Source organism: Xanthomonas sp. GPE 39 (assembly GCF_000963005.1).
In the GTDB taxonomy this organism is placed as follows: domain Bacteria; phylum Pseudomonadota; class Gammaproteobacteria; order Xanthomonadales; family Xanthomonadaceae; genus Xanthomonas_A.
Map to the genome: position 1 here is coordinate 799,975 of NZ_JZHZ01000007.1, position 24,944 is coordinate 824,918.

A 24,944-nucleotide genomic window follows, 5' to 3' on the forward strand; every position below is an offset into this window, starting at 1 on the left:
GGCGCGGACCGACCCGCCGGCACCTTCCTTTTTGGAGCATGCATGGCCTGGAATACACCTGGCGGCAACGGCGGAGACGGCCCGGACAATCGTGGGCGCGGTCACTGGGCACCGCGTGGCGGCAATGGCGGGCGTAAGTGGGGTGGGTTGCCCGGTCCGTTGAAGGAGCTGTTCGGCGACGGCGGCGGTATCGGTATCGGCCGTTGGGTGCTGGGTGTGGCGGTGGTGGCGCTGTTGTTCAGCAGCTTCCAGTTGATTGGCGAGCAGCAGCGCGGCGTGGTGCTGCGCTTCGGTCAGTTCTCGCGGATCCTGCTGCCCGGCCCCAACTTCAAGCTGCCCTGGCCAATCGAGACAGTGCGCAAGGTCGATGCGACCCGGATCAAGACCTTCGACAGCCAGTTGCCGGTGCTGACCGGTGACGAGAACATCGTCAATGTGTCGCTCAACGTGCAGTATCGGGTCGAGGATCCACGGACCTACGTGTTCGGCGCGCGCGATGCCGATCAGGTGCTGCAGCAGGCCGCGCAGAGCGCAGTACGCGAGCAGGTTGGACATTCGGACCTCAATACCGTACTCAACAACCGTGGGCCGATGGCCGTCGCTGCGCGTGATCGCCTGCAGTTGGCGCTGAAGGCCTACCATACCGGCCTGATCGTGACCGGCCTGACCATGCCCGATGCGCGTCCGCCGGAAGCGGTGAAGCCGGCCTTCGACGAGGTCAACGGCGCCCAGCAGGTGAAGGAGCGGCTCATCAACGAAGCCCAGGCCTACGCCGCCAAGGTAGTGCCGGAGGCGCGCGGCTTGGCCGCGCGCACTCGGACCGTGGCCGAAGGCGACAAGGACGCGGCGATTGCCCGCGCACAGGGCGATGCTGATCGCTTCACCCTGTTGCAGAAGCAGTATCAGAATGCTCCCGAGGTCACCCGCAAGCGGTTGTGGCTGGAGACGGTGCAGCAGGTGCTGGCGGAGAACCGCAAGGTCATCGGTGGCGATGTTCGCCCGATGGTCTACCTGCCCATGCCAGCCGAAGCTGGCAAGGCGGCTGCGGCCACGGCGGCATCGGCGCCGGTGCCGGCAGCGCAGCCGACCACGCTACCGCAGGAATTCCTGATGCCGACGGTGAACACTCGTTCGGCCGAGAGCATCCGCGATCCGGAGCGCACGCCGCGTCCGGCTGGCCGTGAGGATGGGGAGATGCAGCAATGAAAATCTCAGTGTGGGCGGGTGTCGCCGTGATTGCGCTGTTCGCGTTGTTCAGCGCGGTGTTCGTGGTGCCCGAAGATAAGACCGCGATGGTGCTGAACCTGGGCCGGGTGGTTCGCTCCGATCTCACGCCGGGGTTGCACTTCAAGCTGCCGCTGGTGGAATCGGTGCGCATGTTCGATCGCCGTTTCCAGGTGCTCGATACCACCCCAGCGCGTTATTTCACCGCCGAGCAGAAGGATGTCAGCGTCAGCTTCTTCGCCATCGGCTATATCTCCGATGTGCGTGCGTTCTACCGCGCCACCACTGGTGGCGATGAAAAAGTGGCCAACACCTTGCTGGCGCCGATCATCACCGATTCGCTGCGCAATCAGATCAACTCGCGCACCTTGCAGCAATTGGTGTCGGGTGATCGTAGCGAACTGATCGCCAAGCAATTGGTGGCGATCAACGCGGCGAGCAAAACGCTGGGCATGCAGATCGTCGACCTGCGCATCAAGCAGATCGATCTGCCGACCGATAGCCGGGTCATCAACGATGTCTACGAGCGCATGCGCGCGCAGCGCAAGCAGGAAGCGGCGAAGTTGCGTGCCGAAGGCGAAGAGCAAGCGCTGACCATTCGTGCCCAGGCCGACCGCGAGAGCACGGTGTTGGTTGCCGAAGCCGAGCGCGACGCGCAGAAACTGCGTGGCGAGGGCGATGCGCAGGCCGCCAGCCTTTATGGCAAGGCCGGCGCGGCCGATCCGGCGTTCTATGCCTTCTACCGCAGCCTGGAGGCTTACCGTGGCGCCATGGCCGACGGGAATGGGGTGATTGTGTTGGACAAGAACGATCCCTTCCTGCAGTACCTCAAGAGCGATCACTGAGCGACGCAATCCCGCCTCGGCCAGTGCAGGCGCGGATTGGACGTTTTGATCGCGTCTGCGTTGGGGCTGAATGTCCCGGGCGAGGGGCTGGTGAGCGTCACCCGAAACCCGGATAATGCACAAAAGCCGGCCGGGCTCGCTCCATGACGAGCGCCTCGACCGGCTTTTTCCGTGTGTGGGTCAGTCGTTGCCGGATCGCTTCCCGATGGAGCGGTCGTGCCGGTGGCGGTCACTGCCCCGTGCGGCCACTACATTCGCGCGGCCCCGCTGGCCGTGCCGCAAACCAGGAGTTACCCAGCCATGGGTCAGTCAGTTGTCGTGCTCGGCGCCCAGTGGGGCGATGAAGGCAAAGGCAAGATCGTCGATCTTCTCACCGAGGAAATCGGTGCCGTTGTCCGTTTCCAAGGCGGCCACAATGCTGGCCATACCCTGGTCATCAACGGCAAGAAGACCGTTCTGCACCTGATTCCGTCCGGCATCCTGCGCGAAGACGCGCTGTGCCTGATCGGCAACGGTGTGGTGATCTCCCCGGCGGCGTTGCGCAAGGAGATCGAAGAGCTGGAGACCTCTGGCGTGGAAGTGCGGTCGCGGTTGAAGATCTCCCCGGCCGCGCCGCTGATCATGCCCTATCACATCGCCCTGGATCAGGCCCGCGAGAAGGCCGCTGGCGGCAAGGCTATCGGCACCACCGGCCGTGGTATCGGTCCGGCCTACGAAGATAAGGTGGCGCGTCGCGGCATTCGCATCGCCGACCTGCATTACAGGCCGCAACTGGAGGAATTGCTGCGCACCGCGCTGGATTACCACAACTTCGTGCTGACCAAGTACCTAGGCGTGGAAGCGGTCGATTTCCAGAAGACCTTCGACGAAGCTTTGGCCTTTGGCGAGTACGTGCAGCCGATGAAGTCCGACGTCGCCGGCATCCTCCACGACCTGCGCAAGCAGGGCAAGCGCGTGTTGTTCGAGGGGGCGCAGGGCGCGTTGCTGGATATCGACCACGGCACCTACCCCTACGTCACCAGCTCCAACACCACGGTGGGCGGTGCGCTGGCCGGCACTGGTGTGGGCGCGCAGGACATCGACTACGTGTTGGGGATCGCCAAGGCCTACGCCACGCGCGTCGGCGGTGGTCCATTCCCGACCGAACTGGACGACGCAATTGGCCAGGGGATCCGCGACCGCGGTGCCGAGTACGGTGCCTCCACCGGCCGTCCGCGCCGTTGCGGTTGGATGGACATCGTCGCGCTGAAGCGTGCCGTGGCCATCAACGGAATCTCCGGCCTGTGCATCACCAAGCTCGATGTGCTCGACGGCATGGACAAGCTCAAGATCTGTATCGCCTACGAATATCACGGCAAGCGTACCGAGTATGCACCGTTGGACGCTCAGGGCTGGGAAGAGTGCACTCCGGTATATCTGGAGTTTCCAGGCTGGAACGAGAACACCCACGGCATCACCGTGTGGGAAGAACTGCCGCCTGCCGCCCGTGCCTATCTGCGCGCGCTGGAAGAACTGGCGGGCTGCCCGATCTCAATCGTCTCCACCGGCCCGGATCGCGACCACACGATGGTATTGCAGGATCCGTTCGCCTGATCTGTTCGCCTGATCCGCGCGCGGATCAGCGCGACACCACGCGCCCCGCGTCTGCGGGGCTGCGCTGCATCGACCGCGCCGCAGATGCGCAGCGCGGTGTGAGTGGCGATCCCTCTGTGCGCAAAGCGTGAGGATGCGGGCGACGCGTCGCGCGGGTTTGCCCATGCCGGCCACGTTCTTCGACGGCCGATGCGGTCGTTCCACTGTGCATCTGCTCACTGTCAACGTTATTTCATCCGCCGCCACTAAGCTGGCCGATGCCTGAGCGTTTGCTCGTTGTCGGTATGCGTTGCCGTGGTCGAATACAGCCGTCGTCGTTTCCTTGCGCGTGCGTCCCTGGCCCTGGGGGCCGGAGCGGCCATGCCGCTGTTGCCTGGAGCCATCCGCAGTGCGTTGGCGGTGCCGCCAGCGCGGGTCACCGGCACGTTGCAGGACGTGCAGCATGTGGTGATCCTGATGCAGGAGAACCGCTCCTTCGACCATTACTTCGGCTGCTTGCGCGGAGTGCGTGGTTATGGCGATCCACGGCCGCTGCGCCTGCCCAGTGGCCGGCCGGTCTGGTACCAGCCCGAGCCGGGTGCTACGGACCGCCATGTGCTGCCATTTCGTCTCAACAGCCAGACCACCAGCGCACAGTGGATGAAGGATCTCAATCACGACTGGAAGGGGGCGCACGAAACCTGGAAACATCACGATGCCTGGATCGCGCAGAAGAGCGCGATGAGCATGGGCCATTTCCAGCGCGAGGACTTGCCGTTCTACTACGCGCTGGCTGACGCCTTCACCATTTGCGATGGCTACCACGCCTCTTTGTTTGGTCCGACCAATCCCAACCGCATGTACATGTTCACCGGCACCAGCGGCCTGAGCGTCGGCAACGATGGCGAGCAGGCGGTGAACAATCGCGACGATGGCAACTGGACCGCGGATATGGCGCGCGACAATCCGCGCTTTCCCGGCTACACCTGGACCACCTACGCCGAACGCTTGCAGCAGGCCGGCATTCGTTGGCAGGTGTATCAGGAGTTCGACAACTACGGCGACAACAGTCACGCGTATTTCGCCAGCTTCCGCAACCTGGATCGTGCTTCGTCGTTGTACCGTCGCGGGCGTGCCTGGGTGCCAGGTTCCAGTGCCGACAACGCCAAGGCGTCGCGTGGCGAGCATCTGCTCGCCGCGTTCGCACGCGATGTGCGCGCCGGCACTTTGCCGCAGGTGTCCTGGATCGTCGCGCCGTATCTGCTTAGCGAACATCCAGAATCCACGCCGGCGTATGGCCAATCGTTGAGTGCGCGTCTGCTGGAGATTCTGGCCGGATCGCCCGAGGTCTGGTCCAAGACGGTCTTCCTGATCAACTACGACGAGAACGATGGCTTCTTCGACCACGTGCCGCCGGCATTGCCTGCGATCCGTGCCGAGCTTGGGGCCAGCAATGTGGACCTGCATGGCGAGGACTATCACGGTGTTCCGGTTGGACTGGGGCCGCGCGTGCCGATGTTGGTGGTGTCGCCGTGGAGCCGCGGTGGCTGGGTGAATTCGCAGGTGTTCGACCACACCTCGGTGATCCGCTTCCTGGAGCGTCGTTTCGGTGTCATGGAACCCAACATCAATCCCTGGCGTCGCGCGGTCGCTGGCGATCTGACTTCGACGTTGGACTTTGCCGGTCACGATGCGGCACCGGTCGCGTTGCCGCAAACGCGCGACTTCATCGCCCGGATTGATGCCACTGCGACGCTGCCGCCGCCGCAACGTCCTGCGCAGCAGGCGCTGCCGGTGCAGGAGCCGGGGCAGCGCCCGGCGCGCGCGCTGCCCTACGATGTCGATGTGCGCTTGCAGGTGCAAGCGCATGCTCAGGTGTTACGCATGCGTAACCGGGGTGCCGCCGGCGTGGCGCTCAATGTCTATGCCGATGACGGTGTTGCCGGCCCCTGGTTCTACACCTTGGCCGCCGCTAGCGAGTTGCAGGACACGCGCGCGTGGCGCGGCGATGTCGCCGATGCCGGGTATGCGCTGCGCGTCCATGGCCCGAACGGTTTTCTGCGCGAGTTCCATGGCGACGGCCTCACCGATGCCGGTTTGCATGCCGAGATCGATTACGACGTCGCGGCACAATGTCTGCTGTTGGAGTTGGGCAATGCGTGCGCGCAGTCGAGCACGTTGCGGGTTCGCGATGGCTATCGGGATGGTGCGCAGCAAACCTATGTGCTGGCTCTGGGTGAGCGCCGCGTGCTGCGTTTCCCGTTGCAGGCGCAGCACCATTGGTACGACCTGCTGGTCACCAGCGAGGTCATGCCAGCGTGGCGGCGACGTTTGGCCGGGCATATCGAAACCGGACATCCGAGCATGAGCGATCCGGCAATCGGGCGCGTTGCCGTCGCCTGACGCACCGCTGGTGCGCCGTGCGACGCGGGCAGGGATGCCATGGCCGAGTGTTTGTGATGTGTCGGTGCGTCTGCGTAAAAGCCGGGACGATGGACGATGGACGATGGTGCCCGTGGTGGGCGTGGTGATTGTGTTGGTGCGTGTCGTGATCCGCACGGCGATCAACATTGCGCAGTTGCAGTCGCATGTGCGCCGTCATCCGTCCCCATGCAAATGAAACGCCGCCGCTGCTTGCGCAACGGCGGCGGTATCGCCCTCCTTGGTGTTGTGCGTATCGCTTAGAACTTGCCGTTGAAGGTGACGAAGAGCTGCCTCGGTGCGCCGGCCATCAAGGTCTGGTTATAGCCATTGGGGTCGGAGACTACGTAGCCGTTGGTGCCGACGGTGGCGAAGTAGCGCTTGTCCAACAGATTGGTGACGTTGGCGCTCAGCCCCAGGTTCTGGAACATGCCGACTTGGCCGAAGTCGTAACCGACGCTCATGTCGAAGCGCCAGTAGCTGGGGACTGACGAATCGTTGAGGTAGCTGATGTAGCGGCGGCTGGTGTATTTGCCGTCCAGCGACGCATGCCAGCCGGCGTTCTCGTAGGCAAGGCTGCTGGAGAACATCCATTCGGGGATGCCGACCACGTGCTTACCGGAGGTCGCCACCACTCCACCGTTGAGGTAGTCGTCCTGATAAGTAGAGTTGTCGTAAGACAGCGAGTTCAGCCAGCGCAATTGCTCGATCGGACGCCAGATCACCGCCAGGTCAGCGCCCTGGCTGCGTACCGAACCGACGTTGTTGAGCGTGGCCGAGCAGGTCTGGATCGCGCTGCACGGCGAGGTCACCAGCAAGCGGTTGTCGAACATGGTGCGATACAGCGCCAGCGATGCTTCGACGCCGTCACCGCGCACGCGGTAGCCCATTTCATAGGTCTGCGCGGTTTCCGGTTTCAGCGATCCCTTGATGGCATTGAACGCGTTCTGCGATTCCTGGAATGGGGTGAAGCCGAAGCCGGCCATGTTCTTGTTGTAGGAGGCGTAGACCTCCTGGTGATCGTCGATCTTGAAGTTCGCACCGACTTGCGGCAGCAAGTTCGAGTCTGCCTTGATCTCGCCAGCGGCGTTGGCCTTGGACGGCACCAACGAATGCGCGGTGGTGTCCACGATCAGTTTCTTGGCACCGAAGTTCAGAGTCAGGCGTTCGTCGAGCAGGTGCAGCGTATCCTGCGCGTAGACCATGCGAGTGTCGGTGTCGTAGTGCTGGTCGAAGCCGCGCGCAAACGGCGTGCCGTGCTGGTTGAAGTAATACAGGTCGGTGAATGGACCATTGAGCAGGAAGTAATTGCGTTCCTGCACGGTCTTGGCGTTCTGATACCAGCCGCCGATCTCGATCTCGTTGCCGCTCACGGTGAAGTTGAGCGAGCCGGTGACACCGCGTCGGTTGAGATGGTAGTCGGTGGTGCGCATCGATAGCGGGATGGTCGCCGAGGACGCCGCGTATGGCGTTGTCCATTGGCCTTCGCCATTGTTGTTATGCGCATAGCCGGTGAGGTTTAGCGTGGTGCTGCCGCCCAGGTTGAAACTACCGCTGAGCGCGGCCAGGTTATCGCGGCGCAGGCCGGCGCCGGAGTAATAGGACGCATCGGCCTTGTCGTAGTCGGCAGGCAGGCCATTGAGTGAAGCCGGGTAGCTGCCCTGGCCGTTGAGTGCGTTGGCGATCTGCACGGCGCTGTTCCAGTCCGGCATCAGGTAGTCCCAGTTCCAGCCAAGCACTTTTTGCGAGGTCAGCGACAAATCCATGATGTCGTATTCCTTGCGGTGCGAGCTGTCCAGGAACAGGCTGACCCGGTTGCCGTCGCCCCACTGGTACAGCGCCTTGGCGTTAGCCTGGTTGTATTCGTTATTGCCGTAGCCTTTCCATTTGTCTGCTTCGCCGTGTACCACCGAGGTGTACAGCGAGAACCCATGGAGGTCGCCGGTGTCGCCACGCAGGTAGGTGCGGCGGGTACTGTCCGAGCCGATGGTCTGGCTGAAGCGGATGCCGGCCTCGGCGTCTGGATCGGCGGAGAAGTAACGCACGGTGCCGCCGAGATTACTGCTCGACGCGGTGCCCAGCGCGCCAGCGCCCTGCGCCAGTTCCACCGATGCCACGTTTTCGGAGATGATCGCGCGAGTCACTTGCAGGCCGTCGGTGACCCCGTAGCTCATGTTGCCCAGCGGTACCCCGTCCAGGGTGAAGCCCAGGCGGCTCTGGTCGAAACCGTGCAGGCTGATCGTGGTGGACCACTCGTAGGCACCCCATGCGTCGGCCGACTGGAACTGCACGCCGGGCAGCTTGTCCAGCACCTTCAGTGCGCTGGTGCCGGGCGTGGAAATTTGGATGTCCTGGCGGGTGATGCGCTGCACCTGGCGGGTGGTGCCGGTGGAGGCGACGGTGATCGCATCGAGCATCTTCGCATCGCTGCCGCTGTCCACGTTGGTGGAGGCATCTGCGGTGGCGGTGGCTGGTGCTGGCGCGGTATCTGCAAGCGCGGCGAAAGCCGGCAGAGCGGACGCGACGGCGAGCACCAGCGCATGCGGGCGCAAGGATCGGGAAGTGGACAGCATCGAGAGTCACCAATCATGTAGAGAAAGACGTGCCGGGCTTGTTGCGTGATGCGCGGGCAGCCCGTGCCATGCCGACATACGGCTGGCACGTTACGGTGAACGGATTCTGTGAAAGTTTCGGGACTGTTCTGTGTCGCCTTCAGGACAGCGGGCGAAGTTCAGCGGATGAGGGCGGCCGATGCTGCGTGTCCTGGCTGTGCCCTGGTTGCGGCGGTCACAGTGTTGTCGGCGCGACGTTATGATGCCCGGCCTGCCACTGTCACCGTGCCTCGATGAAACTCGCCATTCTGTCCCGCAACAGTAAGTTGTATTCGACGCGGCGCCTGGTCGAGGCTGCGCGTGAGCGCGGGCACACGGTGCGGGTGTTGGATCCGTTACGCTGCTACATGCGCATCGCGCCGGGTGCCTTCACCATGCACTACAAAGGCAAACCGATCACCGGCTACGACGCGGTGATCCCGCGCCTGGGCAATTCCGTGACCCGCTATGGCACCGCCGTGTTGCGGCAACTGGAAATGATGGGGGTGCGTACTCCCAATCCATCCGATGCGATCTTGCGCGCACGCGACAAGTTGCGTGCGCACCAGTTGTTGGCTGCCAAGGGCATCGACATGCCGATGACCGTGTTTGGCGACAACCCCGACGACACCGGCGATCTGCTCTCCATGCTGGGGCCTCCGCCGCACGTGGTGAAGTTGAACGAAGGTACCCAGGGCACCGGGGTGATCCTGACCGAAAAGGCCAGCGCCTCGCGGGGGGTGGTCGAGGCGTTGCGCGGGCTGTACGCCAATTTCCTGGTGCAGGAATTCATCGCCGAGGCCGAGGGTGCCGATCTGCGCTGTTTCGTGGTGGGCGATCAGGTCGTGGCCGCGATGCGTCGGACCGCGCCGGAAGGCGACTTCCGTTCCAACCTGCATCTAGGCGGCACGGCCGAGCGCTACAGCCCCAGCCGCAGCGAACAGGAGGTCGCGATCCGCTCGGTCAAGGCACTGGGGCTTGGGGTGGCCGGGGTCGATCTGATCCGCTCGCAGCGGGGGCCGCTGGTTCTGGAGGTCAATTCCACGCCGGGCCTGGAGGGCATCGAATCGGTGTGCGGACGGGATATCGCCGACAAGATCATCGCGCATCTCGAAGTCGAAAATTAGTTAATTAAATCAATTAATTATCTTTATTTGTGATCATCATTTCTGACTTAACGCCGGTTTAATTCCGTGCTGCGTATGCTTCCCCTTACCGCAGCTCTGCCCTCCTCAGCAGGAACGGTAATCGGGATAGATACTTTTGGCCCAGGTGGCATCGTCCCCTGGGCCTTTTTCTTGGGCGCAATCAGCGTGTAGTGGCATTGGGTGCGGCCATGCCTGCGGCGCGCGACGACAGTGCGACCGGACTGGAGGCATTTGAGGTGCCTGGAGAGGGTGGGGTGGCAGGCGAGGCCAGTGCCCGTGGAGCGATGCCGGAGATGAAAGGTGAGGCGCTCATGAACGTGAACGAGGCGTTCGCGCGGGAACTCCGTACAATCGAGCTGAGTGTTTGAGCGCGACCAATGTGGTGTGCGCTGCGGCTTCGTTGCGCGTTACCGCGCAATGCGCAGGCTGCGGCGCAACGCCGTCGCGAGAACGAGGGTGCGCCGGACGTGATGTAGCGCAATCCAAATGGCAAGTACGACTGACGGGGTAAATGTTGGTGCGAATTTTAGTGATCGAAGACAACAGCGACATCGCCGCCAATCTGGGCGATTACCTCGAAGACCGTGGCCACACCGTCGATTTCGCCGCCGACGGTGTCACCGGCCTGCACCTTGCGGTCGTGCACGAGTTCGATGCGATCGTGCTCGACCTCAACCTGCCCGGCATGGATGGCATCGAAGTTTGCCGCAAGCTGCGCAACGAAGCGCGCAAGCAAACCCCGGTGCTGATGCTCACCGCCCGCGATTCGCTGGACAACAAGCTCGCCGGCTTCGATTCCGGTGCCGACGACTATCTGATCAAGCCGTTCGCGCTGCAGGAAGTGGAAGTACGGCTCAATGCGCTGTCGCGGCGTGGAAAAGGGGTGCACACCCGAGTTCTGGTGACAGGCGATCTGGAGTACAACCTGGACACGTTGGAAGTGCGACGCCAGAGCAAGCTGTTGCAGCTCAATCCCACCGCGTTGAAGATCCTGCAGGCATTGATGGAAGCTTCTCCCGCCGTGGTCACCCGGCAGGAGCTGGAAACCCGAGTGTGGGGCGAGGAGCTGCCGGATTCGGACTCCTTGCGTGTGCACATCCATGGCCTGCGTGCGGTAGTGGACAAGCCGTTCGGCGTGCCGATGATCCAGACCCGTCACGGCATCGGCTACCGCATCGCCGCGCCCGATGCCTGAAGCCGGTGTGTTGCCTCGGGTGATGCGGCGGCACGGGCGTTATCGTCGTCGCCTCCGCAGCCGCATCATTCTGTCCTTCGTGCTGTTGGGTTTCTGCCTGACGGCGCTGTTCGCGTTCGCCACCATTTGGGCGCGTGAGCGGGTGGAGAATCAACTGGTCGAAGTGGTGTTGAACCGCAATATCGACGAATATTCGCACCGTTTCTTCTCCGATCCGTCCAAAAATCCCGATCTGCCGGTGCAGCAGATGGTCGGCCGGGTGGTCAAGAGCGACCGTTTCGAGGCGCTCAGGCGCGAGCAGCCGGAGTGGTACAACTTCTCTGACGGCATCCATCCTGTGTCCGGTCGCGACGAGACCGGCAAAGCGTTCGCCTACAAAGTGGCGGTGCGCAAGACGCCGAACGTGTGGTTCTTCCTCGCCTACGATATGACCCAGACGATCCAGGGCGAGGTGCAGCTCAAGCGCACGCTGATCCTGTCCGTGCTGGTGTTCAGCGCGCTGTCGCTGGTGATCGGCTGGTGGTCGGCGTCGCGGGTGATGCGTCCGGTGTCGGATCTGGCCGCACGCTTGCGCGCCTATCGCGGTAGTAGCGATCCCAAGCCGTTGGCGCCGCACTTCCCCGACGACGAGGTCGGCCAGTTGGCCGAGGCGCTGGACAATTACTCGGCGCGCTTGACTGAAGTGGTGCAGCGCGACCGTGAGTTCAACGCCGACGTCAGCCATGAACTGCGGACTCCGTTGGCGGTGATCCGTGGCGCCACGGAGCTGCTGTTGACCCGTCCCAATCTCGACGACAAGGTGTTGCAACGGCTGCAGCGTATCCAGCGCGCCGAACAGCAGTGCAGCGACTTGATTGGTTCGTTGTTGCTGTTGTCGCGCAACGAACGCGGGCAGGGACATAGCAACGTCGCCAAGGTCGCCGAGCAACTGATCGAGTCGCATCGGGCTCAATTGGGCGGTAAACCACTGCAGTTGCTGCTGGAGGGCGAGCGTGGGTTGACCATCGACGCGCCCGAGTCGGCGCTCTCGGTGGCGCTGGGCAATCTGATCGGCAACGCGGTCAAGTACACCCAGGAAGGCCAGGTGTTGGTGCGGGTGTTGAGCGATGCGGTGCAGGTGATCGACTCCGGTCCCGGCCTCAGCGAAGAAGACGCCGCCAAGCTATTCCAGCGCGGCTATCGCGGCACCCACGCGGGTCATTCGCAGGGTGGCGGCATCGGTCTGTCGATCGTCAGCCGTTTGTGCGATCTGTATGGCTGGCAGGTCAACGTGCGTCCGGGCGCGGTCAAGGGCGTGGTCGCGACGCTGTGGTTCAAGCCGGCGTAACACGGTGATGGGCCGGTGGCTGCTTTTGCAGTCACGAACGGCCTATAGCGCAGCGCGCGCTGCTTCTATCGTGCCGCCTTGATCGCCGCCAATGCCCGGTATCGCCGATCCAGTGCGTCCACGGCCTCCTGCAACTGTGCCGCCGCGCTGTCGTTGACCACCACATCGTCGGCAATCGCCAGCCGCGCCGCGCGGGTGGCCTGCGCGGCCAGCATCCGTTGGGCGAGATCGGCGGTGATGCCATCGCGCTGGGTCAGCCGCGTGTGCTGTAACGCTTCGGGTGCATCCACCACGAGGATCCGGTCCAGCCAGGGGTAGGCCGTCCGCGCGCCCACCTCGGTCAGCAAGGGAATGGCGGCGATGGCATACGGGCCAGCGGCTTCGCGACAGGTTTGCTGCAACAGCAGGCGAATGGCCGGATGGGTGATTGCTTCGAGGTCGCGCCGCGCGGCCGCATCGGCGAAGATCCGTTCGCGCAAGGCGGCGCGGTCGAGTTGCCCATCCTCGCGCAGAAGCTGCGGGCCGAACCGCGCCACGATCTGCGCCAGTGCCGGGTGATCGGGGGCGACCACAGTGCGCGCGGCCACGTCGGCGTCGGCGACGACAATGCCCTTGGCTTCGAAGTGGCGGCCGAGTTCGCTCTTGCCCGAGGCGACACCACCGGTCAGGCCGACGATGAACTCAGTCAAGCCGCCGCCCCGTCAACGCAGCCCGGACCAGTGCAGATAGGTGTCCACGATCTGCCTGCCCCAGAAGAAAGTGATCCACCCGGCGATGGCCAGATAGGGGCCGAACGGGATCGGCGTGGCCCGGTCGCGGCCCTTGGCCGCGAGCCAGGCCGAACCCAGGATCGCGCCCACTAGCGAGGAGATCAGGATGACCGGCAGGATGCCCTTCAGCCCGCACCAGGCGCCGATGGCGGCCAGCAGCTTGAAGTCGCCATGGCCCATTCCTTCCTTGCCGGTGATCTGCTTGAACAGCCACCACACCGACCACAGCGACACATAGCCGACCGCCGCGCCGAGCAGGGCTGGTTTGGCCGGCATGTACAGATTGTCCATACTGCCGATCAGGCCCAGCCACATCAGCGGCAAGGTCAGTTGGTCCGGCAGCAGGCGGGTGCGCAGGTCGATGCCCGACAACGCGACCAGGAAGCAACTGAGCACGATGGCACCGAAGCCCTGCCAGCCGAAGCCGAAGCGCCACACGCTGGCGACCACCAGCAGGCTGGTCAACAACTCCACCAGCGGATACTGGACCGAAATCGGGGTATGGCAATGCCGGCACTTGCCGCGCAGCGCCAGCCAACTGAACAGCGGAATGTTCTCGTACCAGGCCAGCCGGTGCTTGCACTGCGGGCAGTGCGACGGCTCCACCACGATGCCTGGGGGCGGTGGATCGTAGAGGTCCGGTAGCTCCAGAATCTCGCGCGAATCGCGCTTCCATTGCCACTCCATGCGCTTGGGCAGGCGCAGGATCACCACGTTGAGAAAACTGCCCACCAGCAGGCCTAGCCCCGCCGCGGCCGGGTAGCCCAGGCCGGGGTGTTGATCGAGAAATGCCATTGCGCCTTATCCCACCACCGAGGCCAGCTTGAAGATCGGCAGATACATGCCGATGACCATGCCGCCGACGATGGTGCCGATGAACACCATGATCAGCGGTTCCATCAGGCTGCTCAAGGCATCGACCGCGTTGTTGACTTCCTGTTCGAAGTATTCGGCCACCTTGAACAGCATCGCGTCCAGCGCGCCGGCTTCCTCGCCGATGGCGGTCATCTGGATCACCATGTGCGGAAACAGATTGGTCTGTTTCATCGCCACGTTCACCGGGTAACCGACCGAGACGTCGTCGCGCATGCGCAGCACCGACTTTTCGTAGACGCTGTTGCCGGTGGCGCCGGCGACGATATCCAGCGCCTCTACCAGCGGCACGCCGGCGCGGAAGGTTACCGCCAGGGTGCGCGAGAAGCGCGCTACCGAACTGTTATGCATGATCTGGCCGATGATCGGCACCTTCAGGATCAACCGGTCCATGCCATGCTGCATCGCCGGCGAGCGCTTGTAGGCGAAGGTGAAGCCAACGATGCTGCCGATCACCACGATCAGCATCATCCACCAATACGCCACCATGAAGCGCGAGGCCGTCACGATCATCTGGGTGAAGGCCGGTAATTCCGCGCCGAAGCCCTTGAACACGTCCTCGAACTGCGGCACCACCCACACCAGCAGGATGCAGCTGACGATCACTGCTACGGCCATCACCATGGCCGGATAGAACAGCGCCTTCTTGATCTTGCCCTTCAGCGCCTCGATGTTCTCCTTGTAGGTCGCTACCGTTTCCAGCACGGTTTCCAGCACGCCAGCGCCTTCGCCGGCCTTGACCAAGTTGCGGTACAACTCGTCGAACTGCACCGGATGCCGGCTGATCGCCTCGTAGAGCGAGGAGCCGCCTTCGATATCGGTGCGGATCTGCTCGACCATCTTTTTCATGCGCGGGTTCTTATGCCCGCTGGCGATGATCTCCAGTGACCCCACGATGGGCACGCCGGACTTCATCATCGTTGCCATTTGCCGGCTGAAGAAAGCGATGTCCTTCGGGGAGACCTTGCTGCCCGCCGCGCCGAACAAGGGCTTGGGCTTGGGTTTGACCGCAGTGGGGGTGATCCCCTGGCGACGCAGTTCCGCGCGCAACAGATTGGCGTTCTTGGCCGTCTGTTCGCCCTTCATCTTGACGCCGCGCTTGTCGGTGCCTTCCCAGACGAACTGCAGTTGCTGGCTGGTAGCGCGCGCGACCGGTTGTTTTTTGACTGCGCTCTTGACTGCGCTGCGAGTTGCGGACATCAGGTCGTCTCCCCCGTCCGGCCATCCCCGGGCGGACATGCACGGCATGGTATCGGTTTCCGTGGCGTCTGGCATCCGTGCGCTGCTGGACGTCGCTATTTATTGCCAAGTGACGCAGCGCGTCAGTTTTTGCCCCTGTGCGGCGTCCTGCCCATCCTGTCGCGGATCGGGATCTTGGCTACTTCCCGTTTGCCCTAATAGTGCATTATATGTAAGGGGAGTCATGCGGCGAAGTGCGAAAAGTTGGCACGCAGTCTGCTTGGATCCTTGTACGTGGCGCTTCGCCGCGGCGCTCGGGGAGAACGCTCCGCGGGCGAGTGCCTACACATTAATTACGCCATACACTAGGGGTTTGTTATGAAGAAGCAGCAGGGCTTTACCCTGATCGAACTGATGATCGTGGTCGCGATCATTGCCATCCTGGCCGCGATTGCTATCCCGCAGTACCAAAATTACTTGGCGCGCGCTCAGTTCTCGGAAGCGCTGGCGGTCAGCGACGGACTCAAGACCCAGGTGGCAGAGTTCTATGCCAGCCAAGGCCAATGCCCACTGAATACTTCGCCCGGATTTGAAGCAGCTACTTCTTATGCTGGCAAGTACATTGCAAGCCTCACATTGGGTACTGGCACTGGTGGTGCTTGCACCATCCAGGCGGCTTTTAATGCTACGGGTGTCAATGCCAACCTACAAAGCACGACAGTGACTTTGACTGGTGTCAACGGTGGCGGTACTTTGAACTGGGGCTGCGCGACGACGGCCAAGCAGAAGTATGTGCCAAATACCTGTACTGGTGCCGCCAACTGATCGACAGTGTGACCATCTGAATGGGTAACCCTCATTCCAGTCACGACAAGCCCGCCATCAGGCGGGTTTGTTTTTTGTGGCAATGGCGTGGCATCAGTCCTCTGCTGGATACCGTTAAGATAGTGTCTCTGGATACAGGGTCCCGGTCATGAGCGCCATATCAGCCAATCTCGTCGGCATCACCGGCATCGCCCGCCGTCTCGTTCAGGATGGAGTCCTAGAAGAGGCTGCGGCGCGGACCGCCATGGCCCAGGCGAGCGAGGCCCGGGTCCCGTTGCCGCAATGGTTCGCCGAGAAGAAGCTGGTCACCGCTGCGCAGTTGGCCGCCGCCAATGCGGTGGAGTTCGGTGTGCCGTTGCTGGATGCCTCGGTGTTCGACGCCAGCCAGAACGCGATGAAGCTGGTCAGCGAGGAACTGCTGCACAAGCACCAGGTGCTACCGCTGTTCAAGCGCGGTAGCCGTCTGTTCGTGGGGATCAGCAATCCCACCCAGACCCGTGCGCTGGACGACATCAAGTTCCATACCAATCTCACGGTGGAGCCGATCCTGGTCGACGAGGACCAGATCCGCCGCACGCTGGAGCAGTGGCATTCCAGCAACGATGCGCTCGGCAGTGCGTTGGGTGGCGATGACGAGGGCATGGACAACCTCGATGTGGGCGGCGACGAGGACGGCAACGGCGACACCAGCATCGACACCAAGAGCGAAGACACGCCGGTGGTGAAGTTCGTCAACAAGGTGCTTGTCGATGCGATCCGCCGCGGCGCTTCTGATATCCATTTCGAGCCCTACGAGGAGGATTACCGGGTGCGCCTGCGCATCGATGGCCTGCTCAAGAACGTGGCCAAGGCGCCGGTCAAGCTCAATCAGCGCATCGCCGCACGCTTGAAGGTGATGGCGCAGTTGGACATCGCCGAGAAGCGCGTGCCGCAGGACGGGCGCATCAAGCTCAACTTGTCCAAGAACAAGCAGATCGACTTCCGCGTCAGCACGCTGCCGACGTTGTTCGGTGAGAAGATCGTGCTGCGTATTCTCGACGGCAGTGCGGCCAAGTTGGGCATCGACAAGCTCGGCTACGAGCCGGAACAGCAGCAGTTGTTCCTGGACGCGATCCACAAGCCCTACGGCATGGTGCTGGTGACCGGCCCAACCGGCTCGGGCAAGACAGTCTCGCTGTATACCGCGCTGGGCATTCTCAACGACGAAACCCGCAACATTTCCACTGCCGAGGATCCGGTGGAAATCCGTCTGCCGGGCGTCAATCAGGTACAGCAGAACAACAAGCGCGGCATGACCTTCGCCGCGGCCTTGCGTTCGTTCTTGCGCCAGGACCCGGACATCATCATGGTCGGCGAAATCCGCGACCTGGAGACCGCCGAGATCGCGATCAAGGCCGCGCAGACCGGCCACATGGTGCTGTCCACGCTGCACACCAACGATGCGCCGCAGACCATCGCGCGTCTGATGAACATGGGCATCGCGCCCTATAACATCACCAGTTCGGTGACCCTGGTGATCGCGCAGCGTCTGGCGCGGCGGCTGTGCAATAACTGCAAACGCCCAGTCAAATTGCCGGAAAAAGCCTTGCTGGCCGAAGGCTTCACCGAAGCGGACATTGCCGAGGGGGTCCAGTTGTACGAGCCGGTCGGTTGCGAAGAATGCACCGAAGGCTACAAGGGCCGCACCGGCATCTATCAGGTGATGCCGATGAACGACGAGATCGCCGCGATCGTGCTGCAGGGTGGCAACGCGATGGATATCGCCACTGCCGCGCAGAAGATCGGAGTCAAGGATCTGCGCCAGTCGGCCTTGCTCAAAGCGCGCAACGGCATCACCAGTTTGGCCGAGATCAACCGCGTCACCAAGGATTGATGCGCAGTGGGGCGGTGCGCGACATTGCGCCGCTCCGACCTCTTATTTGCGCAACACGCGTTGCACCTCTGCGATGCCTGATAGCGTCGATGACAACGCGCGGCGTCGTGTCGATGCTGTTGTGTTGCGAGGATCGGCTCGCTGGGTCTATTCCATGCCCAGCTTTTTCAGTTTGTAGCGCAGTGCGCGGAAGGTGATGCCGAGTTGCGCGGCAGTGCGGGTCTTGTTCCAGCGGTTTTCTTCCAGCGCTTTTTGGATCGCCGCACGTTCGAGTTGCTCGATATAGGAGGGCAGCGCCGAGGAGCCGGGGTCGATGTCGACCACGCCGGGCGGCAGTGCTGGGGCGGCTTCGGCCGCCGCCCGGGCGCTGTTGCCAGGCTGTGGCAAGCGCAGGTCGGCGACATCGATCTGATCGTCGTCGGCCATTGCCAGGGCGCGTTCGAGGATGTTCTCCAATTCGCGCACATTGCCGGGGAAGGCATAGCCGCTCAGGGCATCCAGTGCCGAGGATGAGAGTAACGGGGGCGGGCGGCCATGGCTCTTGGCCAGCCGCGACAGGATTGCTGCGGCCAGGTGCGGCAGGTCGTCGGCGCGCTCGCGCAGCGGTGGCACGCGTAGTTCGATCACGTTGATGCGGTAGTACAGGTCGTGGCGGAAGCGGCCCTCGGCGACCAAGTCGGCCAGATCCCGATGTGTGGCCGAGAGGATGCGCACGTCCACAGGCACTTCGGTGGCGGCACCGACCGGGCGCACCGATTTTTCCTGGATCGCGCGCAGCAACTTGACCTGCATCTGCAATGGCAGCTCGGCCACTTCGTCCAGAAACAAGGTGCCGCCGTGCGCGGCTTGGAACAGGCCGGCTTGATCGGCATGCGCGCCGGTGAAGCTGCCTTTTTTATGGCCGAAGAACTCGCTTTCCATCAATTCGGCCGGGATCGCGCCGCAGTTCACCGGGACGAACGGGCCGGCCGCGCGCCCGCCTTGTTCGTGGATGGTGCGGGCCACCAGCTCCTTCCCCACGCCCGATTCGCCGAGGATATAGACCGGCGCCTGGTTGCGCGCCACCTTGGCGATGGTGGTACGCAGCGCCTCCATCGCCGCCGATGCGCCGAGCAGGCGGTTGGCATGTTCGGGCGCCGGGGCGGGTGCGGCGGCGCGCGTTGCGTTGTTGAGTTCCAGCGCGTGCTTGACCAGGCCGCGTAGAATCTGGATATCGACTGGCTTGCTGACGAAGTCGAACGCGCCGGCCTTCAGCGCCTCCACCGCCAGGTCCATGCTGCCGAAGGCGGTGATCATCGCCACTGGTGTGCGCGGGTGATGCTTGGCAATCTCGCTGACCAGTTCGATGCCGTTGCCGTCGGGCAGGCGCATGTCGGTGATGCACAGGTCGTAGTGATTGCTCGACAGCAATTCGCGCGCTTCGGCCAAATTGGCGGCGGTGCTGATGCGCAGGCCCATCCTGCCCAGGGTCAGGACCAGTAGCTCGCGGATGTCGCGCTCGTCGTCGACGATCAGGGCGCTTCGTGTTTCGTTCATGCGCAAAAAGAGTGTTGATGGTGGAGGTAGAGCGAGTCTGCCAATTTAGCGGCGTTGGTGGTGTGCTGGCGAAGCGATTCTCACCTTTCCTTTCCTTTCACCGTGCCAGCATCGCGTGCGGTCCGGGCAGGGCGACGCGAAAGCAGGCACCTCCGGCCGGGACCGGAACGTACTCCAGGCGCGCTTGGTTGGCCCGGCACAGTTCGCGGGCGATATACAGGCCCAGTCCAGTGCCGTGCTCGCTGGTGGTGAAGAACGGGCGGAACAGTTGTGCCGCCACTGTCTCGGGAATGCCGGGGCCTCGGTCCATCACGTCGACGATGGCATTGCGTTCGTGCATGCACACGCGCAGCCGCACCCGTGCCGGTTCCTCCATCACCCGGCCGTATTTGAGCGCGTTGTGTACCAGCGCACTGAGGATTTGATGCAGATGCTTGGGGTCGACCAACGCATGCACGGGGTGCTGCGGGAGGATTGCCTCGATGCTGTCGGTTTCGATGGACAGGCTTTGTTGATAGTCCAGCACGAAGCGGCGCAAGAATGCGCCCAGGTCAAGATTCTCCGGATTGGAGCGCTCGCGTCGGGCCAAGCCCAACACACTCTCGACAATGCCGTTGGTGCGCTGGCACTGCTGATGGATGATTTGCAGCAGGCGGCGGTCGGCATCGTCGATTGCCGTGGATTCCTCCAATAACTGCGAGGCGTAGTTGATGGCCGCCAGTGGATTACGGATTTCGTGGGCCAGGCTCGCCGAGAAGCGGCCCATGGCCGACAGGGTCAGCGATTCGGCGCGTCGCGAGACCACTGTGGCGTCGTCGAGAAACACCAGTGTGAGTTCGCCTTCGGCTAATAACCGGGCGAAGCGCGGCTGTACTTCCGGCTGGTCCGGGGAGAGTTGTAGTGGACTTTCCTCGTGGTTGGAGCCATTGCGCCAGCGTTGCAGGCGACGCGCCAACTCCGGCGCGGCACTGAGCAGATTGAGTCGGCCGTTATCGCTGTGACTGTCGTGATCGCCGAGCAGGAACGAGGCTGCCTCGTTCACCAGCGTGACGCGATTCTGGCCGTCTACCACCAACACACCTGTGCGCATGCGGCGGATGATTAGCTCGTTGATTTCGTAGAGGTTCGCCACCTCCGCACCGCGCTGTTCGGCCAGACTTTGATTGATGCGCGCGCGTCGCCCGATGCGATTGCAGAAGTACGCCACCGCAAGGTAGCTGGTGGCGAACATCGCCAATTCGGCCAGGCTGCGGCTGTTGTTGCCGCTATCCAGGATGGTCCACAGATATTCCGCCAGTAGCGCCACTGAGGCGGTCAGCGCGATCGCCATGCTCCAGCTCAAGTGCAACATCATGGCGGCGGCGGCGATATTGAACAGCAGCATCATGGCGATGCCGGCGCTGGCGCTGGGCAGCGCATGCGCGGCCACGGTCGCCGCGACGATATCGACGAAGGTGCTGAAACAGACGATTTGGGTCAGATAGCGTTCGTTACGTCCCCATAGCAACAGCGCCATTGCCACGACGACATAGAGCGTGGCCAGTTCCTCGGCCAGTTGCGGGAAACGCGGCTCGCCGATCAGTGTGCTGAGTGGGCTGAACACCAATGCCGCGATCAACCCCGACACCAGAGTCCGGTACAACGCAAAAAAATACAGTTCGCGGCGGGGGATGGACTTGATGCGATCGATGAGCGAGGCGCTGGTGGCCAAGCTGAACTCCAGACGGGCGGTGGACGGCGCGAGTATAGGGGGTCGCTGCCGTGGCCGATGGCAGAGGGCGCAGGCTTCGGGATGGCGATCCCGTCGTCGTGGTGCGGGCGCGCCAGCCCGGCGGATGGCGCAAGCGCATGCGTGGCGCTCGGCCGATGGGAGGGCGGCGCACTGGCGCTTTTGCGCCGCCGCCCAGGGTCGGCGACAATAGGCGTCCCGTCCGTACCGTCTCCGGCTGCCATTCAGGCTCCGGGTCGCTGCGGGACGGTCGTTCCTTCTCCCACGGTGACGCATGAATTTCCACGAATACCAGGCGAAACAACTGTTTGCCAACTACGGCATCCCGGTTCCGGCCGGACGCATCGCGTCCACGCCCGAAGAAGCCGTCGACGCGGCCAATGCCTTGGGCGATGGCCCCTGGATGGTCAAGGCTCAGATCCATGCGGGCGGCCGCGGCAAAGCCGGCGGCGTGAAGTTCTGCAAGACCACCGACGATGTCAAAGCCGCTGCGGCCAAGATGCTCGGTACCAAGATGGCCACCTACCAGTCTGCGGGCGTGGCCCTGCCGGTCAATCTGGTGCTGGTGACCACCGCTGGTGAGATTGTCAAGGAACTGTACCTGTCGCTGCTGGTTGATCGCGATCAGAAGTCGATCACGTATATCGTCTCCAGCGAAGGCGGCGTGGACATCGAGGAAGTCGCCGCCACCACGCCCGAGAAGATCCACACCCTCGTGGTCGACTACGCCGAAGGCGTGCAGCCCTACCAGGGCCGTGAAATCGGCTTCAAGATGGGGTTGACCGCCAAGCAGGCCAATCAGTTGGCCAACATCATGGGCGGGCTGTACGCGCTGTTCAACGACAAGGATCTGTCGCTGGTGGAACTGAACCCGCTGGCGATTCTGGACGACCAGAACCTCTACGCGCTGGATGGCAAGGTCAACTCCGATGACAACGCCACCTTCCGCCGCAAGGACCTTGCCGCCATGCGCGACACCACGCAGGAAGACGAGACCGAGGTGAAGGCCAGCGAGCACGACCTCAACTACGTCACCATGGACGGCAACATCGGCTGCATGGTCAACGGCGCGGGTCTGGCGATGGCCACGATGGATGTGATCGCGCTCAACGGCGGTGCGCCGGCCAACTTCCTCGATGTGGGCGGCGGCGCCACCAAGGAACGCGTGACCGAGGCGTTCAAGCTCATTCTGTCCAGCGATAAGGTCAAGGCCATCTTCGTCAACATCTTCGGCGGCATCGTCCGCTGCGACATGATTGCCGAGGGCATCATCGCGGCGGTCAAGGAAGTGGACGTCAAGGTGCCGGTGGTGGTGCGTCTGGAAGGCACCAATGTGGAAGCGGGCAAGAAGCTGCTGGCCGACTCCGGCCTGGCCATCACTCCCGCCGACGACATCAACGACGGTGCCAAGAAGGCCGTCGCTGCGGTCGCCGCCTGAACCCTCCACGAGACTTAGGAAGAATCATGTCTGTTTTGATCAACAAGAAGACGAAGGTCATCGTGCAGGGCTTCACCGGCCAGCAGGGCACCTTCCATGCCACCCAGATGGTGGAATACGGCACCCAGGTCGTCGGCGGCGTGACCCCCGGCAAGGGTGGCAGCACCCACATTGGCCTGCCGGTGTTCAACACCGTGCGCGAAGCGGTCCAGAGTACCGGCGCCGACGCTTCGGTGATCTACGTGCCGCCGCCGTTCGCGGCCGACGCGATCCTGGAAGCGGCAGCGGCCGGTATCAAGGTCATCGTCTGCATCACCGAGGGCATCCCGGTGCTGGACATGCTGCGGGTCAAGAATGTGCTGAAGCAGCATCCGGACGTTGTGCTGGTCGGCCCGAACTGCCCCGGCATCATCACCCCGGGCGAGTGCAAGATCGGCATCATGCCCGGCCATATTCACCAGAAGGGCAAGATCGGCATCGTCTCGCGTTCTGGCACGCTGACCTATGAAGCGGTCAAGCAGACCACCGCTGCCGGCCTGGGCCAGTCCACCGTCATCGGCATCGGCGGCGACCCGATCAACGGCCTGAACTTCGTCGACTGCCTCAAGCTGTTCAACGAAGATCCGCAGACCGAAGGCATCATCATGGTCGGCGAAATCGGCGGTGCTGCCGAGGAAGCTGGTGCCGCGTACATCAAGCAGTACGTCAAGAAGCCGGTGGTCGGTTTCATCGCCGGCGCTTCCGCACCGAAGGGCAAGCGTATGGGCCATGCCGGCGCGATTGCCTCCGGCGGTTCGGGTACGGCTGAAGGCAAGTTCGCGGCGATGGAAGCCGCTGGCGTCAAGACCGTGCGTTCGCCTGGTGATCTGGGCGCTGCGATCGCTTCGCTAGTGAAATAAGTCGCCACTGCTGTGTCGTCGTCGCAAACCGATTGCGGCGACGGTGCGGTAACGATTTCGAGAAGGCCTCGCGTATGCGAGGCCTTTTTCGTTTGTGCATGCCGCGTTCCACATAATCGATTCGCTATATGGCTGATGGTATGCACAGATGGGATCAATGAATGCCCATCAGCCTGCTCGAACTGACTTGCGTAGGCATCGTGTCGCCACGGTGTCCAATGGCCTGCTTGCGAGGTTGCTGCCTGCCTACACACAGATCGCCCGACGCTGCCAATACAACACAAGAATGTCTCAATCAGGCCGTCGGACACGCAAGAGCCGGGTTGTTGTGTTGTGCTGATGCCAAATGACGCTTTAGGGAAATTCCTGCCGAACTGCTGATGTCCATCGATTACCACCTACGCGATGCTGCGTATGCCGGATGCGGCGCCATGATGGCCGCTCGGCCCGCGTGGCGCTTAAGTAGCGCCAAGCCAGCACCGCGCTATCGCGATCACGCCCTGGGTAGTAGGCTGTTTCTCTCCCTTCCCGCAGGTGGAACTATGGCTGTGCGACCTTCCTTTGCCATGCCGTCCCGTGCAGCGTTTCCTCTTCTGCTCACTGCCGTCTTCGCCCACTCTCTGACAGGATGTTCGCGCATGAATACGCCGACCAACGCTCCGACCAATCTCCCGCCCGGCATCCACCTGATCGGGAATCTTCCCGTCGATGCTCATGGCACCGTGCATATCGATACCAGTAAGCCGATACCATTCGCCGACCATGCATTCGGGGCGATGTGTTACGACACCTATGGCTGCAAGGTGCTGTATGACGGCAGGTACGAAGCTAACGATCCCGACGATGTCAAACAAATCTCATCGGCGTCACTAGGGGATGGCTACCCCGGCAACCTTGACTCCGGCACCATCGGCATCCGCAACTTCCCACACTTCCCCCCGCCTGCCGAGGTGACGTGGCGCTCAAAGGACGGCCAGCCGCACCATGCCCTGGTCGATCTCGAAGCCATCTTCAAGGATAAGGTGATCCTGCATCACGTGCCGCAGAATCAGTTGCCGCCGATCCTGCAGGCCGATATCTCTCCGGACATCATCCTAGAAGTGAACGACCGCACCATCAATGTGTATATGAAGGCGATGGTGCAGACGACCGTACTACAGAACCCTGACAATGAATATAGTGATGCACGCAACGACCTGATCCTCGCCTACACCAAAACCTACTGATGGCGTTCTTGCCAGGGAGCATGTAATGAGCAACGAGCATACCGATGCAAAGACATGGCCGGATGAGGTGGAAACGTATCCGGCGATGGCGCAAGACTTGGCGACATATGCACACAGCCGCCATGCATTGGCGCAGTTCCAAGCGCCGCTGCTGGTCAATCAAACTGACACCGCGCTATCGCGATCACGCCCTGGGCAGTAGGCTGTCTCTCTCCCTTCCCACAGGTGAAACCATGGCTGTGCGACCTTCTTTTGCCACGCCGTCCCGTGCAG

At 62.8% G+C, this 24,944-nt stretch carries 20 protein-coding genes; 13 read left to right on the top strand and 7 right to left on the bottom strand.

The window, feature by feature from the left end; all coding sequences use genetic code 11:
- The first annotated feature begins 42 nt into the window (after positions 1–42).
- The 4 genes from hflK to XALGPE39_RS03500 all read left to right on the top strand — a co-directional run bounded on the left by hflK (position 43) and on the right by XALGPE39_RS03500 (position 6,044).
- Positions 43–1,206, top strand: a complete 1,164-nt coding sequence (gene hflK, locus XALGPE39_RS03485) for an FtsH protease activity modulator HflK (protein WP_045727002.1) — start codon at positions 43–45, stop codon at positions 1,204–1,206.
- Positions 1,203–2,069, top strand: coding sequence for a protease modulator HflC (locus XALGPE39_RS03490; protein ID WP_045727003.1), 867 nt, complete (start codon positions 1,203–1,205; stop codon positions 2,067–2,069). The genes hflK and XALGPE39_RS03490 overlap by 4 nt, the downstream gene beginning before the upstream one ends.
- 300 nt (positions 2,070–2,369) lie before the next feature.
- On the top strand, positions 2,370–3,662 hold the full coding sequence (locus XALGPE39_RS03495; RefSeq protein ID WP_045728927.1) for an adenylosuccinate synthase: 1,293 nt from the start codon (positions 2,370–2,372) through the stop codon (positions 3,660–3,662).
- A gap of 360 nt (positions 3,663–4,022) precedes the next feature.
- Entirely contained in the window at positions 4,023–6,044 is a 2,022-nt protein-coding gene (locus XALGPE39_RS03500) for a phospholipase C, phosphocholine-specific (protein ID WP_045727004.1), read from the top strand.
- Between the two features lie 278 nt (positions 6,045–6,322).
- Here XALGPE39_RS03500 and XALGPE39_RS03505 read toward each other — a convergent pair whose 3' ends face one another.
- Complete coding sequence (locus XALGPE39_RS03505; protein WP_045727005.1) at positions 6,323–8,635, bottom strand: TonB-dependent receptor; 2,313 nt, start codon at positions 8,633–8,635, stop codon at positions 6,323–6,325.
- 272 nt (positions 8,636–8,907) lie between these two features.
- On the opposite strand from XALGPE39_RS03505, the gene rimK reads away from it, so the two are divergent.
- On the top strand, positions 8,908–9,780 hold the full coding sequence (rimK, locus tag XALGPE39_RS03510; protein WP_045727006.1) for a 30S ribosomal protein S6--L-glutamate ligase: 873 nt from the start codon (positions 8,908–8,910) through the stop codon (positions 9,778–9,780).
- 181 nt (positions 9,781–9,961) lie between these two features.
- Here rimK and XALGPE39_RS15910 read toward each other — a convergent pair whose 3' ends face one another.
- A complete protein-coding gene (locus XALGPE39_RS15910) occupies positions 9,962–10,114 on the bottom strand; it encodes a hypothetical protein (protein ID WP_161795313.1) in 153 nt (50 codons plus the stop codon).
- A 204-nt stretch (positions 10,115–10,318) separates the two neighbouring features.
- On the opposite strand from XALGPE39_RS15910, the gene XALGPE39_RS03520 reads away from it, so the two are divergent.
- Together XALGPE39_RS03520 and XALGPE39_RS03525 are read left to right on the top strand one after the other, a co-directional pair.
- Positions 10,319–10,996 (top strand): response regulator transcription factor, encoded by a 678-nt coding sequence (locus XALGPE39_RS03520; RefSeq protein WP_045728928.1) that lies wholly within the window; start codon positions 10,319–10,321, stop codon positions 10,994–10,996.
- Positions 10,989–12,323, top strand: a complete 1,335-nt coding sequence (locus XALGPE39_RS03525) for a HAMP domain-containing sensor histidine kinase (RefSeq protein ID WP_045727008.1) — start codon at positions 10,989–10,991, stop codon at positions 12,321–12,323. Before XALGPE39_RS03520 ends, XALGPE39_RS03525 begins: the two co-directional genes overlap by 8 nt.
- A 65-nt stretch (positions 12,324–12,388) precedes the next feature.
- On the opposite strand, the gene coaE is transcribed toward XALGPE39_RS03525, so the two are convergent.
- From coaE to XALGPE39_RS03540, 3 genes are read right to left on the bottom strand one after another with little or no spacing between them, the layout of a single operon-like run.
- Entirely contained in the window at positions 12,389–13,012 is a 624-nt protein-coding gene (coaE, locus tag XALGPE39_RS03530) for a dephospho-CoA kinase (RefSeq protein ID WP_045727009.1), read from the bottom strand.
- Positions 13,013–13,024: 12 nt separating this feature from the next.
- On the bottom strand, positions 13,025–13,888 hold the full coding sequence (locus XALGPE39_RS03535) for an A24 family peptidase (protein ID WP_045727010.1): 864 nt from the start codon (positions 13,886–13,888) through the stop codon (positions 13,025–13,027).
- Between the two features lie 6 nt (positions 13,889–13,894).
- The gene (locus XALGPE39_RS03540) at positions 13,895–15,166 is read right to left on the bottom strand and encodes a type II secretion system F family protein (protein WP_045727011.1); all 1,272 of its coding nucleotides are present in this window, start codon (positions 15,164–15,166) and stop codon (positions 13,895–13,897) included.
- Positions 15,167–15,523: 357 nt separating this feature from the next.
- Here XALGPE39_RS03540 and XALGPE39_RS03545 point away from each other — a divergent pair, with 357 nt between their 5' ends.
- Positions 15,524–15,970, top strand: coding sequence for a pilin (locus XALGPE39_RS03545; protein WP_045727012.1), 447 nt, complete (start codon positions 15,524–15,526; stop codon positions 15,968–15,970).
- Positions 15,971–16,118: 148 nt separating this feature from the next.
- Positions 16,119–17,843 (top strand): type IV-A pilus assembly ATPase PilB, encoded by a 1,725-nt coding sequence (pilB, locus tag XALGPE39_RS03550; RefSeq protein ID WP_045727013.1) that lies wholly within the window; start codon positions 16,119–16,121, stop codon positions 17,841–17,843.
- 147 nt (positions 17,844–17,990) lie between these two features.
- Here the strand turns inward: pilB and XALGPE39_RS03555 are convergent, their stop codons facing one another.
- Complete coding sequence (locus XALGPE39_RS03555) at positions 17,991–19,379, bottom strand: sigma-54 dependent transcriptional regulator (RefSeq protein ID WP_045727014.1); 1,389 nt, start codon at positions 19,377–19,379, stop codon at positions 17,991–17,993.
- Between the two features lie 97 nt (positions 19,380–19,476).
- Complete coding sequence (locus XALGPE39_RS03560; RefSeq protein ID WP_045727015.1) at positions 19,477–21,090, bottom strand: ATP-binding protein; 1,614 nt, start codon at positions 21,088–21,090, stop codon at positions 19,477–19,479.
- A 292-nt stretch (positions 21,091–21,382) separates the two neighbouring features.
- Here XALGPE39_RS03560 and sucC point away from each other — a divergent pair, with 292 nt between their 5' ends.
- From sucC to XALGPE39_RS16030, 4 genes are all read left to right on the top strand, one after another.
- Positions 21,383–22,546 carry an ADP-forming succinate--CoA ligase subunit beta gene (gene sucC / locus XALGPE39_RS03565; RefSeq protein ID WP_045727016.1) on the top strand — a complete coding sequence of 388 codons (1,164 nt, stop codon included), beginning with the start codon at positions 21,383–21,385 and terminating at the stop codon, positions 22,544–22,546.
- Between the two features lie 26 nt (positions 22,547–22,572).
- Complete coding sequence (sucD, locus tag XALGPE39_RS03570) at positions 22,573–23,445, top strand: succinate--CoA ligase subunit alpha (RefSeq protein WP_045727017.1); 873 nt, start codon at positions 22,573–22,575, stop codon at positions 23,443–23,445.
- Between the two features lie 638 nt (positions 23,446–24,083).
- Complete coding sequence (locus XALGPE39_RS03575) at positions 24,084–24,671, top strand: hypothetical protein (RefSeq protein WP_045727018.1); 588 nt, start codon at positions 24,084–24,086, stop codon at positions 24,669–24,671.
- Positions 24,672–24,696: 25 nt separating this feature from the next.
- Positions 24,697–24,873: a hypothetical protein gene (locus XALGPE39_RS16030; protein WP_162484584.1), complete on the top strand. Its 177-nt coding sequence runs from the start codon at positions 24,697–24,699 to the stop codon at positions 24,871–24,873.
- Positions 24,874–24,944: the final 71 nt, after the last annotated feature.